At 45.7% G+C, this 12,582-nt stretch carries 15 protein-coding genes; 6 read left to right on the forward strand and 9 right to left on the reverse strand.

The genetic code is table 11. The features are described 5' to 3' along the window. The first annotated feature begins 327 nt into the window (after positions 1-327). The 3 genes from MSG33_RS00875 to nqrM are packed head-to-tail and all read left to right on the forward strand — an operon-like array spanning position 328 to position 1,341. Positions 328-618 carry a DUF134 domain-containing protein gene (locus MSG33_RS00875; RefSeq protein WP_048625148.1) on the forward strand — a complete coding sequence of 97 codons (291 nt, stop codon included), beginning with the start codon at positions 328-330 and terminating at the stop codon, positions 616-618. Then, on the forward strand, positions 615-1,130 hold the full coding sequence (locus tag MSG33_RS00880; RefSeq protein WP_150917078.1) for a NifB/NifX family molybdenum-iron cluster-binding protein: 516 nt from the start codon (positions 615-617) through the stop codon (positions 1,128-1,130). Before MSG33_RS00875 ends, MSG33_RS00880 begins: the two co-directional genes overlap by 4 nt. Before the next feature lies 1 nt (position 1,131). Next, complete coding sequence (nqrM, locus tag MSG33_RS00885; protein ID WP_005392671.1) at positions 1,132-1,341, forward strand: (Na+)-NQR maturation NqrM; 210 nt, start codon at positions 1,132-1,134, stop codon at positions 1,339-1,341. Here nqrM and MSG33_RS00890 read toward each other — a convergent pair. After that, a complete protein-coding gene (locus MSG33_RS00890; protein WP_248379415.1) occupies positions 1,319-2,113 on the reverse strand; it encodes a phosphotransferase in 795 nt (264 codons plus the stop codon). The two genes, nqrM and MSG33_RS00890, sit on opposite strands and share 23 nt — an antisense overlap. Positions 2,114-2,323: 210 nt before the next feature. On the opposite strand from MSG33_RS00890, the gene MSG33_RS00895 reads away from it, so the two are divergent. Beyond that, the gene (locus tag MSG33_RS00895; RefSeq protein ID WP_005392673.1) at positions 2,324-2,518 is read left to right on the forward strand and encodes a hypothetical protein; all 195 of its coding nucleotides are present in this window, start codon (positions 2,324-2,326) and stop codon (positions 2,516-2,518) included. A 71-nt stretch (positions 2,519-2,589) separates the two neighbouring features. On the opposite strand, the gene fusA is transcribed toward MSG33_RS00895, so the two are convergent. From fusA to MSG33_RS00920, 5 genes are all read right to left on the reverse strand, one after another. Beyond that, complete coding sequence (fusA, locus tag MSG33_RS00900) at positions 2,590-4,614, reverse strand: elongation factor G (RefSeq protein ID WP_248379417.1); 2,025 nt, start codon at positions 4,612-4,614, stop codon at positions 2,590-2,592. Positions 4,615-4,907: 293 nt separating this feature from the next. Next, on the reverse strand, positions 4,908-5,900 hold the full coding sequence (gene dgcA / locus MSG33_RS00905; RefSeq protein WP_248379419.1) for an N-acetyl-D-Glu racemase DgcA: 993 nt from the start codon (positions 5,898-5,900) through the stop codon (positions 4,908-4,910). 50 nt (positions 5,901-5,950) lie between these two features. Further along, positions 5,951-6,955, reverse strand: coding sequence for an N-acetyltransferase DgcN (gene dgcN / locus MSG33_RS00910; RefSeq protein ID WP_248380539.1), 1,005 nt, complete (start codon positions 6,953-6,955; stop codon positions 5,951-5,953). Positions 6,956-7,056: 101 nt separating this feature from the next. Beyond that, positions 7,057-7,938, reverse strand: a complete 882-nt coding sequence (locus MSG33_RS00915) for a LysR family transcriptional regulator (protein WP_248379421.1) — start codon at positions 7,936-7,938, stop codon at positions 7,057-7,059. A gap of 154 nt (positions 7,939-8,092) precedes the next feature. Continuing rightward, the gene (locus MSG33_RS00920; RefSeq protein ID WP_248379423.1) at positions 8,093-9,301 is read right to left on the reverse strand and encodes an MFS transporter; all 1,209 of its coding nucleotides are present in this window, start codon (positions 9,299-9,301) and stop codon (positions 8,093-8,095) included. Positions 9,302-9,501: 200 nt separating this feature from the next. Between MSG33_RS00920 and soxR the strand changes: the two genes are divergently transcribed. Next, positions 9,502-9,933 (forward strand): redox-sensitive transcriptional activator SoxR, encoded by a 432-nt coding sequence (gene soxR / locus MSG33_RS00925; RefSeq protein ID WP_005392679.1) that lies wholly within the window; start codon positions 9,502-9,504, stop codon positions 9,931-9,933. Positions 9,934-9,942: 9 nt separating this feature from the next. Here soxR and MSG33_RS00930 read toward each other — a convergent pair whose 3' ends face one another. Then, a complete protein-coding gene (locus tag MSG33_RS00930) occupies positions 9,943-10,338 on the reverse strand; it encodes a DUF2391 family protein (RefSeq protein ID WP_005373896.1) in 396 nt (131 codons plus the stop codon). Between the two features lie 13 nt (positions 10,339-10,351). Next, entirely contained in the window at positions 10,352-11,197 is an 846-nt protein-coding gene (locus tag MSG33_RS00935) for a tetratricopeptide repeat protein (RefSeq protein WP_005392681.1), read from the reverse strand. Between the two features lie 200 nt (positions 11,198-11,397). Here MSG33_RS00935 and MSG33_RS00940 point away from each other — a divergent pair, with 200 nt between their 5' ends. Beyond that, positions 11,398-11,868, forward strand: coding sequence for an ASCH domain-containing protein (locus MSG33_RS00940; protein WP_248379426.1), 471 nt, complete (start codon positions 11,398-11,400; stop codon positions 11,866-11,868). Between the two features lie 50 nt (positions 11,869-11,918). Here the strand turns inward: MSG33_RS00940 and MSG33_RS00945 are convergent, their stop codons facing one another. Then, entirely contained in the window at positions 11,919-12,506 is a 588-nt protein-coding gene (locus MSG33_RS00945) for a methyltransferase domain-containing protein (protein WP_248379427.1), read from the reverse strand. Positions 12,507-12,582 lie beyond the last annotated feature (76 nt).

The raw sequence follows: 12,582 nt of genomic DNA on the forward strand, positions 1-12,582 counted from the left end.
ACTCTTTTAATAAAATAATCATTAGTGTTCAAATGAATGATTTGATCGGATTATAGTTTTTCTTCTCCAATAAAATGAATACATTAGCGCGTATTTGTATGAAAAGTCTGCGCAAACTAACGTTTTTATTATCTAGATAATTAGAATTGATCTTTTTGCTCGTTTGTCACCAAAGTTTGTCAATTCTTAGATGTCTAATTAATCCTGATGTCTTACGTATTTATCGTGTCGATTTTTGCAAACTTAGTTTATTGGCATATGCTAAAAATGTTATTGGCATATGCCAGTTTAAGGCGTAATTTGACCCTGTGTTTTCGAGGGATAATGATGGCAAGACCAAAGATAGAAAGACGAATATGCGGACGTGCTGCACACCATTGTTTCAAGCCCAATGGCGTGCCATTTCATCAGTTGGAGCAAGTCGCCATATTACCAGAAGAGCTAGAAGCACTGCGTTTGGCCGATTTAGAGGGGCTTAGCCAGCAGCAAGCTGCTGATCAGATGGGCGTCTCTAGACAAACTTTTGGTAACACAGTAAAAAGTGCAAGATTGAAAGTCGCAAAAAGTTTAGTTGAAGGTCATGCATTAGTTTTTCCGGATGAGGAGTCAAACTTATGATTTATGCTATTCCTAATGATGGTGAGCGGGTGGCAAACCACTTTGTTAAAGCACCATATATTGCTATTTATTCTGATACTGACGGTATGCTAAAAAACTTAGCGAACATTGCTTCGATGCCACAAGCAGGTTGCAATGCGAAGTCTCAATTAATTCAGTCTCTGCAAGAGTACAATGTGGATGCTGTACTTGTACGAAATATCGGTGAACGCGCACTAGCCAAATTACTTCGTAGTGGCACGCAAGTATTCAGGCTTTCTACCCGTAGCTCATTGGAAGATGTACTTGCGGTTCCAAGAGAGCCTCTCATTGAGCCGTCTCAAGGTCGTCCCTCAAACAATCATAAGAAAAATGCTCACAAGCCAAAAGGCGGTTGCGGTTCCTGCGGTTGTGGTGGCAAAAAATCCAAACTCTCCTTGCTGGCAAGACCGAAAGCACCAACAGGGCTACTTAAAGTGACATCTCGCCCTGCTATACTTAGGCTAAAGACGATGGCTAATAAGGCAGGTTAATATGGTTTGGTTATTTACCTTTCTTGGTTTTCTCGCAATCATTTTGTTGATGTCGCTTGGCGTCATTTTCCACAACAAGCGTATTCAAGGGAGTTGTGGCGGATTGAATAATGTCGGTGTTGATAAGGTGTGCAATTGTGAAACCTCTTGTGCCGAGCCTGAAAGACGTTTGTATCAAATATCCGAACCTAATTCGTCATCTGAGCGCTAAGATCTTTTGCCCATTTCGGTAAGGTTTGTTTAAACCAGTCAATGTATTTACTGGTCTGAGGGTTCTGTCTCGAGACCAGTATATTCACCACTTCTACCACCATCCACGTTTTAGCTATTGCAATCGTTCTTGCTAAATTACTCGCATCGCCTTGCTTTGCCGTCTTGGTATAGGTATGCGCCACACCAAGATAATCTTCGAATGTGCCCATGCCTTTGACTAGTGGCGCTAAATCTATCGCGATATGCCCTGTCGAAAAACGTTCCCAGTCGAACAGCACCAAATCGCCATTATCTCGTCGCCCCCAGTTCCCGGCATTGGTGTCTCCAGAGATCAAATTTTTGGCGTTGAAAAGCGGGCCGGATTGCTCTTGTAGCTGATAAAAGAACCGCTCTGTTTTTGCGTCTAGTTTGAGCGTGCTTAAAGCCTGGGAAGTGGCTGGTTGTGTCCACTGATGAGGATGATAAACACCATTTGATGTCGGAGATAGTCTATGTATTTTAGCTAGTTGTTCTATCACGCGCGGCTCTTCAAGCAGGAATTCTTGATTGACAGAGTGCGGGATATACTCGATTCGTAACGTATTTTGTTGGTGATCGTAATCAATGAGCTCAGGTACAAGAATGCCAAGTTCATTGAATGGTTTAGCCTGGTGTTGATAAAAAGCGACCTCAACCTGTTCTACCTGTTGCTTTTCAATGAATGAAATGCCGTGTTTTTCTACCAGATAAACTTTGGCACTGCCCATCTGGTTAAGCTCTTGCTTTGACATGAGACATCCTGTCTTTTGATGGTGGAACCTTCACTTACCTTAAACGCGAAAGGTGTGTGCTCCAAGAATACTTAAAGAGAACATTGAAACAAAATAATGCAATGGTTTGAGTATAAAATTGTCGCTAGTGTCTAAATTTTACACAGTGGCTTTTACGCATCGTTAACCACGTTCTACGCTTAATATTCGATTTAAACAAGGAGAACCAATATGGCTGTAATAAAGCAGGATATTCCAAATCGTGTAACGGTTTATCATGACAATGTCGATCAAGAACAAGAGCTGAAAAATGCGATGCTGCCAGAGAAACCGCGCTACTTTAACGGTGCTCCGACTTACAAAGCGAACAGCATCGAAGAGTTTGAAAATAAAATCAGTCAGATCGGTTTGTCTCTCGATAAATAAATTTTAATTTACCTAAAATCGCCCTCATTTTGAGGGCGCTTTTTTATTTGATTGATTTGAATCGTAGGGAATTAACCTTGTTGAGCACTGCCTTGGCAGACCTGTTTTTGCACTGCTGGTGGCGCGGGCTCGTAATGGCTTAAGGTCATACTAAAGCTGCCTTCACCACCAGTGATGGAGCGTAATCGACGAGCGTAATCTTGCAGCTCATTTACTGGTGACTTGGCTCTGAGTAAGGTGAAGCTGCTGTCGATTGGCTCGGTGCCTTCGATCAAGCCTCGGTTTCCAGATAAATCACCAGAAACATCGCCAACGTTCGCGGTTGGGATGTGCAGTTCCATCTGGACAATGGGTTCTAGCACAATAGGATCGGCGTTGTTAATCGCATCTAAAAAGGCTTTCTTACCTGCGATGACAAACGCAATTTCTTTCGAATCGACGGAGTGATATTTACCGTCATAAACGGTGACTTCCACATCCTTAATTGGATTGCCAGAAATCGCGCCTTCCTCTAACGCTTGCAAAATACCTTTTTCAACAGCAGGAATAAGCGCGGTTGGAATGGCGCCACCCACCACTTTGTTGATGAACTTAAATCCAGCGCCACGTTCGAGTGGATGAACCTTCAATTGCACTTCACCAAACTGGCCTGCACCGCCACTTTGTTTTTTGTGTCGATAATGCCCTTCGGCAGGCTTGGTGATGGTTTCAAAGTATTCTACGCTTGGTTGGCAGGTTTCGACGTCCAGTTTGTACACGTTCGCCATCTTTTCTAATGCGACTTTGAGGTGAAACTCCCCTTGGCCGCTGATGATGGTTTCGTTGGTGCGAGCGCGATGTTCGATGCGCAGCGAAGGATCTTCACTGGCGATTTTATTCAGTACATCGCCTAATTTTTGCTCATCTCCACGCTTAAGAGGCTTCAAGCACAAAGAATACATGGAGTCAGGAAGGTCCAACGTTTTGAGTTGAACACCATCTTCTTCGTGAGAGTCATGAACGATCGAATCGAATTCGAGATCATCCACTTTGGCTAAAACGCAGAAGTCGCCCGCAAGCGCACGAGGGATCTCGGTTCTATCTTTGCCCTGCAGTTGATATAAGTGCCCAACTTTAAATGCCTTGTTGCTTTCGCCAATATAAAGCTGGCTGCCCGCATTGATTTCACCCTGATACACACGTAAGTAGGCAAGTTTTCCCATATATGGGTCGACGCTGACTTTGTACACGTGTGCGACGGTGTGCTCTAAAGTTTCGCAATTTACTTTGATTTTTTTGCCGTTCTTTTCCAATAGAGGAGGGTTACCTTCGTTTGGCATGGGCATGATCTCCGCCAAGGTACGAAGCAGAAGCTCGACGCCCGCGCCGGTTTGTGCTGAGACAAAACAGACCGGAATCACATGTCCAGTTCTCAGTGCTTCTTCAAATGGATCATGCAGTTGCTCTGCGGTGAGTTCGGAACCTTGTTCCAGATACAGTTCCATCAGTTCTTCATCGACTTCGATAACTTGGTCAATCAAGGTCTCATGAGCTTCATCTACCGTCGCAAGTAAGGTTTCTCGTCCCAGTTCTGGTTCGAAATAGCAGTCAACTACAGATTCCCCGTCAGCCGAAGGTAAGTTGATCGGCAAGCAGTGGTCCCCAAAATGCTCAACGATGTTCTCCATCAATCTTTCTAACTGACTACCGTGGTTATCGAGCTTATTGATGATGATCATCTGACATTTTTGCTGCTCTTTAGCAAAGGTGAATAAGCGATCGGAAGTTTGGTTTAGTGGGGTTTGAGGGTCGATGACAAGGGCGGATGTTTCAACGGCAGGAAAGACGCTGATCGTACGGCCAAGTAACTCGTTTTGTCCCGGAGTGTCGATGATATTGAGCCGATGTTTATTCCAGCGCAGTGCGACTGGCGTTGCTTCAATGCTGTGTTGATATTGGATGGATTGAGGGTCGAAGTCGGTAACGGTATCGCCTTTTTCTACGCTGCCTAAATGGTGAGTGGCATCGCAGGTGAAGAGCAGTTTTTCTATCAGCGTGGTTTTACCGGTCCCGGTTTGGCCGACGAAAGCGATATTGCGTATTTTGTTTATAGGCATAGAGCCTCCTTGCAAGATGGCGTGAAAAACCTACGAATTGCTAGGAAGTGGGTTGTTAGAGAAACCCACGCACTGCATTGGAGTAGGGCGGGATTACCGCCTATTCGTCTTCCATGTCATTTTCCGGATGACTCGATGCATAAGACCACCTTCTTGGACTACTGTAATCTTAGCATGCCGTAATAACCGTATAATTTATGTGACTTATTTCATGATGGGGCTGATTGTTTTTTAATCGAGATCATAAACTCAGAGGTTCTGACTTTTCGATCAAAACCTCTGGATTGTTTAGGCTATTTGGAAAGAACGATTTCGCCGTCGCGATAAACTAAGCTCGGCGTTACATCTTGTCCGAGCAACACCGGGCCATCAAGATCGACAACGCTCGCCTGAGCAGCAATAGGTAACGCAGCTCGCATTGCCAGCGACGTCCCCAACATACAACCGGACATGAGGCTAAAACCGAGTTCTTTTGCATCGCCGGCCAGCAATAATGCTTCACTGAGCCCGCCCGTTTTATCTAGCTTAATGTTCACCATTTCATATTTTCCAACCAGCTGATGCAATTGCTCTCTGGTGTGACAACTTTCATCGGCGCAAAGTGGAATGTGGTGCGGAATGCTGGCGAGTACGTCGTCGCAGTCTTGTGGCAACGGTTGCTCGATCATGGTGATATTAAACGGTTCGAGTTGAGCAAATACCGTAGCGAGGTCGAGGTTTTGCCATGCTTCATTCGCATCTAAGACAATTTGCGTGTGCGGTGCGGCGTCACGCACTGCTGCAACGCGCTCAATCACGTGTTCACCATCCAGTTTTACCTTAAGCAGTTTTGCGCTTTGGCTAAGGTAAGCTTGCGCCTGTTTTGCCATCGCTTGCGGCGTATCGATAGAAACCGTCATCGTCGTCACAATCGCCTCAGGTAACGTAAAGAGGTCGTGAACTTGTTGCTTGTGGCTCAAAAGCGCAAGAAGATGCCAAAGGGCGCAATCCAACGCATTTCTTGCCGCTCCTGCGGGCAATAATGATTGAAGCTGGCTTTTGAGAGCCATCACATCAGCGTTACCTTTGGCGTACAAACTTTGCAGTTCATGCGCGGCGTGAGAAATCGCCTTAATTACCGATTCAACTGATTCACCATAACGAGGGTATGGCGTGCATTCTCCTTGGGCGATCATGCCTCGGTGTTCAATTGTCACGCGGACTACGTGGCACTCTGTCCGACTGCCGCGAGAGATGCGAAATGGTGTCGCCATAGCAATCGTGACGGGTTCTACATGAATTTTCATCTCACTAGTTTTCCCTAAACCGCAGTTATTTTCTAAACCGTAAATGTTTCTTAAATCGTAAGGAGCCTATCTGCAACCGCATCTACGCCAAAACGCACAGGGTCGGTGACGGGCACCCGATATTTGTCGCTCCAATCCTGGCATAACTGGGCAGCATCTTCTTCGCTGATCGCCGAAGTGTTTAAGCAAATACCCACTAATTGAGCTTTTGGATTTGTGAGGCGAGCAGCGGCCAGATTTGCTTCTATCGTTTGTTCAATGGTTGGCAAGCTCGCATGTGGTAAGTTGCGGATGTGCGGGCGACCAATCTCATGGCACAGTACCAGAGCGTCCGCTTGTGCGCCGTGAAGTAAGCCCAAACTTACGCCAGCAAACGAAGGGTTAAATAACGAACCTTGCCCTTCGATGATGTCCCAATCGTGGTCGGTGAAGTCGGGGCTGATCGCTTCTACTGCGCCGGAGATAAAATCGGCAACTACGGCATCAATTGAAATGCCACTGCCTGCGATGAGAATTCCGGTTTGACCCGTTGCTTTGAACTCTGCGCGACAGTTTTTACGCTTTAATGCATGCTCAATGGCAAGAGCAGAGTACATTTTGCCCACGGAGCAATCTGTCCCTACAGTAAGTACTCGCTTGCCTGCGCGAGCTTTGCCATTACCGACCTTGAGCGGGACATCATAATGGCGAACATCATACAGTTTGGTTAATCCGCGTTGTTCTAGAGCGGCAAGAGGAGCAAATTCCGTCAAACGTTGGTGCATGCCCGATGCAATTTCAAATCCCATTTCTGCCGCTTCAAGTAAGGTAGCTTGCCAAGCTTCGGGAATGACTCCCCCCGGATTTGCTGTGCCAAGCACCAGCGTTTTTGCTCCTTGCTGCTGCGCTTGTTGTAGTGTCATGTCGGTTAACCCAAATGATACGGTTTCTGGCGTCAGGCGGATTTGGCCAAGACAAATCTCAGGTCGCCATTGGTAAATGCCACGCGCGGTTTTTGCTGCGAGTGGATCGGTTACATCGCCAAGAAAGAGTAGGTAAGGTTGAGCAATTTGCATGATGGTTCCCTTCGTCATCGTTATTGCTCATTAATGTAGCCAGACTGATTTAGGAAACCGAATGCTTATTTGTTAGGCAGGTATAACTTCAAGTTATACCTTTAAACCATCTGTTGTTTTAGGGCGGTGATAAATTGCTTTGTCGCAATGGATTGAGGTGTGTGCTCTGCGAATAAAATAGAGACAGAGAAGGACATGTTTGGCTCTAAAGCATGCACGGAGACGGCATCATCTTGGCGATATTGTTTTGTGGTCCATGGGTCTACAATGGCGAACCCTGCTTGGTGTTTCACCAGTTCAGCCGCCGCGGAGTAGCTGCGTACGGAGATGGCATGTTGATAATGCTCGTCACGCGCCGACAAGGTTTGATGCAACAATAAGCCCAAAGGGTCTCGGCTATCTAAACCGATAATGGGTAAATCGTGACTGATGAGTTCTTCTAAAATAGCGACTTTTTCTGCGGGTATCGCTGCGCTTTTAGGAGCGATCAGTGCTAAGTTTTCTTTCAATAACACGTGCCCCATGATCGCTGGTGGTGTTTCTTCACCGAACGCGATGGCGACATCCAATTCATGTTTCAGCAACCCAGAGCACAGTTCATCGCGATTGGCCGTTAATAGCTCAAAGGAGATGCCGTGCTCTTTCGACAACAACGCGACAGTCGGCGCTAACAAGTGTGCGGCCAAAACAGGCGGAGCACCAACTCGTAAATGTTGAGTTCCCTGTTTGACTTTGTTGGTCAGAGAACGAAATTGTCCGAGTTGTTGATAGACTTTTTCTGCCTCTGGCAATAAGGCTTTGGCTTCTTGAGTGGGAACGAGACGACCTTTTACACGCTCAAATAAAGCGAAGCTCAGTTGTTGCTCTGTATGGGCGAGAACTCGAGTGACATTGGGTTGGGAAACGTGCAGTAAGCGAGCCGCACCAGACACCGTTCCTGCTTGCATAATGGCGTAAAAGACTTCCAATTGCCTTAAGTTCACTGCGATTTCCCTCTGCTCATGTTTGTCACCTCAGAATACCCAACCTTGCTGATGAGCGATAGAGGCAAAAGTGCTGGTGTAAAAAATAGGAAGACGATGTTGGTTGCCTTCCTATCTCGCTTTTTCAATTTCTCAACTTCTCAATTTCTATGCTTCACTTTGCTGCTGCATGAAGGGGCAAGTCGTTAAACGGCTCGACGTCTCGGCTGAGTAATCCCATCAATACCACCGCTAACACCATGACAACAGCTGCTATTGCAAAACCGTATTGTGTTAGCTCGTAATGACTCAACATCGCGATTAATACATAACTGAGAGATTGAATGGTGGTGGAAAACATGCTGATGCCGCCATCAACACGACCACGTTGATGAACCGCTACGGTGTGATGCATCCAGTTGACTCTCGCAATGCGATTTAGCGCGTTAAACACACCAAACAGAGCTGTAAACAATAAGATGGTCAGCGGGCTTATCGCAAAACTCATTCCGATAAACGCCAGAGATACCATGACCATCGAAGCAAACATAATGTGGCTATGGGAGGCACGGCTTAGCACTTTGGTGACAATAAAGCCGGTTAGCAACGAGCCGAGGCCAAAACTGATGTTGAACCCTGCAAACCAATCGCCAGAGATGCCTTGTTCAGAAAACCAAATCGGCACCAATTTGCTCAAATACGTCAATGCAGGATAAGAGAGGCAAGAGAGCAGAATAAAGCCATAAAAGCGGGGTTCGAGACGGAATATTTGTTGGCTCTCTTTGAGTTGTGCGATGAAAGCGACAGATTTTGATGCTCTTAATTGTTGGGTATACGGCGTCAGAATATAAAACATCGCCGCCAAAGCGGATGCGCTGGCTGCAAACAAAGCAAACTCTTTCATTCCCCACATTTCAAGCAAAACAATACCAAACGCACCAGCTCCTAGGGTCGTGGATTGCATTACAATTTCTTGCTGACCCGAAATTTTTGCGTATTCGTGATGCTGATAATTTTCTTGGGTGAAGGCGTTGTTGGTCGTCCATGCAAAGTTACTCGAAACCCAATACACCAATTGCGCAAAGGCCAGCAGCCAGTGGGACTCAACCCTCAACCAATAAGCAATGAACACCACCAAAGCCATGCCCGATTGAATCCATTGATTGAGCACGAGGAGTGCTTTGCGTGAGTGTCGGTCAACTAAAGTGGAAAAGAAAGGCGTTGCCAGAAAAGAAATCGCGGTGCAGCTCAGAGAAACTAAAGCGACGAATGTGCCCATTTGGGGCTCGGAAAGCATGACCCATGGCAGTGCCATCATAAACAAGCCAGATGAGGTACTGTCAAAGAAGCGGCCAGCTAAGTACGGCTGAGTTTTATTTTTCATTATGTTTGCCTCAAGCTCCCGATGGATTTCAAAACGTTGGCTTATAACGGTGCTGTGTTTGTCAACCAACTTGTTCATTCCGAACGCATTATTTCGAGACCATCTGGGTTTAGCGTTAATTAAGATGGTGCAACTTTAAAACCTCAAGTAAACTTGAGGTAAAGCATTTTTTAACAAAATTGATACACAGGGAGTCAAGGATGGAAATCAGCGTAGGAGAAGTGGCAAAACGTTCCGGAGTGAAAGTCTCTGCCCTGCATTTTTATGAACAAAAAGGACTGATTTCGAGTTGGAGAAATCAAGGCAATCAGCGCCGCTACCACCGTAGCGTTTTGCGCCGTGTCGCGGTGATTAAAGCGGCTCAGCAAGTTGGGTTATCGTTAGAAGAAATCAAACATGCGCTAGATGAGCTGCCGAAACATCAAGCGCCAAACAAACAGCAATGGGAAGTCATGGCGAGCCATTGGCATGAACAGTTGGAGCAAAAAATTCAAAAGCTCAAAGCCCTGCAAAACGATTTGGGCGGATGCATTGGCTGCGGGTGTTTGTCGTTAGAAACCTGCGCGCTGCGAAACCCAGAAGATGTGTTAGGCAAAGACCACTCGGGTTCTAACTTAACGTTAGAAGAGTAGGTGCTATTCCTATTCTTTGTCGAAACTGTCCACCACAATTGCACCCATTGACGCCGGCATTGTGATGACGATGACCCGTTTTATCGCAACCAAAGGCTCATTCATTAGTGGCAGCTTATCAAGACAGAAAAGAACTAACGCCACCACAACGGCCGCAATGAGGTACGCGATAACCACACGAAAAATAAAAATGGATACGCGATTTTTTATGTGGCTTTGGAACACGCTTTGATAGGCGAAAAAACTGAGGAAAATGACAGAAAGGCTTAACAGCATGAGCAGGTTTGCCATTGGCAAGCTTTCACCTAGTCGCCACGCCTCTTCAGAAAAAGAGATGGGTACGGCGAGGGCAAAAGCGCCAACCAACACTTGGCTGGCGTCTTCTAAGTTAAAGTGACTACTCATGCTGCTCATTCCATTATTCGTTTGCTAGGTGTAAGAGCTTTTCAAAGCGCTCGTTACCATGCAGCAATTCGAGGTCTCGCTCTTCGGCAAGCAAGTCACGAATAGATGGGCTGTATTCAATAGCGCGTTCCAAGTCTTCAATGGCTTGCTCTTCAATGCCAAGACGAGAGTATGCACAAGCGCGTTGATACAGTGCAGGACCATTGGTGTAATCGACTTCAAGTACGCGGTTACAGATGCTTAGTGCCCAGTGGTATTCGTTGATTTCCATCGCGGCGTCTGCTTTGTAAGTCAACGCTTCTAAATCACCTGGGCGAATCAGCAAGATCTCATCATAGATTTCAATACGTTGCTCTGGTGTTTGTGAGCTTTGCGCACGCAACCATAAGTTATGGATCTCGTTGATTTTCTCAATTTCTTTATTGTTTTCACTGATAATGCGAGTTTTGCGTTTTAAATCTCGCTCAAGGGCGACAAATTTCTTCTCGTATTCTTGGGCGATCTTTTCTAATCGTTTATCCGCCATCTCTTTGGTGTTGTGTTTAAACTCACGCAGAGATTGCCAGCCTACAAAGGCGATCAGCGATGCGACACCTGCGATGATGTAGAAGAAGTAGGTTACGGTCACGTTGGCATAGTTCAACGATTTATCCGCAACCGTCAGCTCGCGGTCGGTGATCTCTGTGATCATTCGTTTTTCTAGGCTCTGATAGTCCTGACGCAGTGCTTTTAGCTCATCTAAAATATAGCGTTCCATTAATGGTCTATCTAACAGATCCGATTCTGAATACTTTTCGTCCGATGCCATTGTCGGCAAGGCAAGTATCAGCGAGAAAAAAATACCAATAAATAAGCGCATAAAACGTCCTTTCACGAGAAGAGTACAGATAGACCATGCAACAATAGCAAATAGCACAAACGTTTAGCAAAGTTATTACAAAAGAAATAATTGTCGTCTACGTAAAAGTCATATTCTTGTTGTTTTTCAGTTTGTTCCTGGTGGTTATTTGCCGTGATATCTTTTATCCTCCTTGCGAATTTATGATTAATGGAGTGAGCATGGACGCGCGAGCTAAGGATTACTTAGAGCAGTATCTAAAATTATTATCACCAGAACAAAGAGCAGCCGTACCATCAGTTAGTGCTGACTATTATTGTGCCGATGAATACAACGCGAATTTATGCGCAGACTTGGTTCGTATTGGACAGAAAACTGCATCGTGCAGTTTGGAGCTTTGGTATCGAGAGCATGGCGAAACCATGCCACAAGTGGGCCATTTACAAGTCGTCACGAATTGGAACGGTGACCCCGTTTGTGTGATACGAATTACTGATGTCAGCACATGCAAATATGAGGATGTAACCGCAGAGTTTGCCTACGCAGAAGGCGAAGGTGATAGAACCTTAAACTGGTGGCGTGACGCGCATACTGCATTTTTTAACGCTGAATGCGATGAGTTGAATATAGATTGGCATGAGAAACGTACGCTAGTTTTGGAGCGTTTTGAAGTGGTGTATCCAGTCAATTAATCGCTGATAGCAGCACTGATTTGAAGTGCTGCTTTCTTGAGAGACCGCTTTTAGCGCTTGCGAGCGGTCACACTAAATATGTGCCAGTGTTTTGGGCTTCCGACTACCGTGGTTCCGTCTTCATCTCTTTCATTCAATGAAATGAGTTCGTAATCCGCGAATAAACTTTCCACTTCCTTTTTCGTTAATGCGGTAATGTTCGGATGCATTTCTGATGCAACCCAGGAGTCTTTTACTCCTAAGAAATCACCGCAAAAGATACCGCCAGGTTGTAAGGCACTGTTTATTTTGGTCCAAACTTGCTCAAAGCTTTCGTCCGGGCAAAAGAACAAACTGGCATTCGCGATAACCAGGCTGCATTGAGGGTAGTCAAACTCAGTAAAACAGCACTGTGAAAGTGAGAAACGCTTGTGGCCTTCAAAGCGTGTTAAACAAGTTTTTACTGCATCTTCATGGCTATCAAATGCGTGAACGTTAAACCCCTGCTCGAGGAGGAAATGACTGTCTCGACCTATTCCGCAGCCAATATCAAGAGCGACTTTGCTCTCGAGTTTCAGTAGGTTTACGGCATTTTCTACGTTTGGGCGGTGAGGTTGGTTTAAAATTTTCTGATAGTACTCGTTCCATTGTGCTGACATTGAACTTCCTTGTATTTATTGTGTTTCCCCAAATCTAGTGTCCATTCTTGTATTGCTTTATCGGGGAGGTTTTGAC

This window comes from Vibrio sp. 1CM7H (assembly GCF_023161645.1).
In the GTDB taxonomy this organism is placed as follows: Bacteria; Pseudomonadota; Gammaproteobacteria; order Enterobacterales; family Vibrionaceae; genus Vibrio; species Vibrio diabolicus.

Excerpts from the sequence above, each read along its gene's own strand:
- MSG33_RS00895 (WP_005392673.1), top strand. The coding sequence starts at position 2,324 with ATGGCTGTAATAAAGCAGGATATTCCAAATCGTGTAACGGTTTATCAT.
- fusA (WP_248379417.1), bottom strand. The coding sequence starts at position 4,614 with ATGCCTATAAACAAAATACGCAATATCGCTTTCGTCGGCCAAACCGGG.
- MSG33_RS00940 (WP_248379426.1), top strand. The coding sequence starts at position 11,398 with ATGGACGCGCGAGCTAAGGATTACTTAGAGCAGTATCTAAAATTATTA.
- dgcN (WP_248380539.1), bottom strand. The coding sequence starts at position 6,955 with ATGCAAATTGCTCAACCTTACCTACTCTTTCTTGGCGATGTAACCGAT.
- MSG33_RS00930 (WP_005373896.1), bottom strand. The coding sequence starts at position 10,338 with ATGAGTAGTCACTTTAACTTAGAAGACGCCAGCCAAGTGTTGGTTGGC.
- MSG33_RS00875 (WP_048625148.1), top strand. The coding sequence starts at position 328 with ATGGCAAGACCAAAGATAGAAAGACGAATATGCGGACGTGCTGCACAC.
- soxR (WP_005392679.1), top strand. The coding sequence starts at position 9,502 with ATGGAAATCAGCGTAGGAGAAGTGGCAAAACGTTCCGGAGTGAAAGTC.
- MSG33_RS00935 (WP_005392681.1), bottom strand. The coding sequence starts at position 11,197 with ATGCGCTTATTTATTGGTATTTTTTTCTCGCTGATACTTGCCTTGCCG.
- nqrM (WP_005392671.1), top strand. The coding sequence starts at position 1,132 with ATGGTTTGGTTATTTACCTTTCTTGGTTTTCTCGCAATCATTTTGTTG.
- MSG33_RS00920 (WP_248379423.1), bottom strand. The coding sequence starts at position 9,301 with ATGAAAAATAAAACTCAGCCGTACTTAGCTGGCCGCTTCTTTGACAGT.
- MSG33_RS00890 (WP_248379415.1), bottom strand. The coding sequence starts at position 2,113 with ATGTCAAAGCAAGAGCTTAACCAGATGGGCAGTGCCAAAGTTTATCTG.
- dgcA (WP_248379419.1), bottom strand. The coding sequence starts at position 5,900 with ATGAAAATTCATGTAGAACCCGTCACGATTGCTATGGCGACACCATTT.
- MSG33_RS00880 (WP_150917078.1), top strand. The coding sequence starts at position 615 with ATGATTTATGCTATTCCTAATGATGGTGAGCGGGTGGCAAACCACTTT.
- MSG33_RS00945 (WP_248379427.1), bottom strand. The coding sequence starts at position 12,506 with ATGTCAGCACAATGGAACGAGTACTATCAGAAAATTTTAAACCAACCT.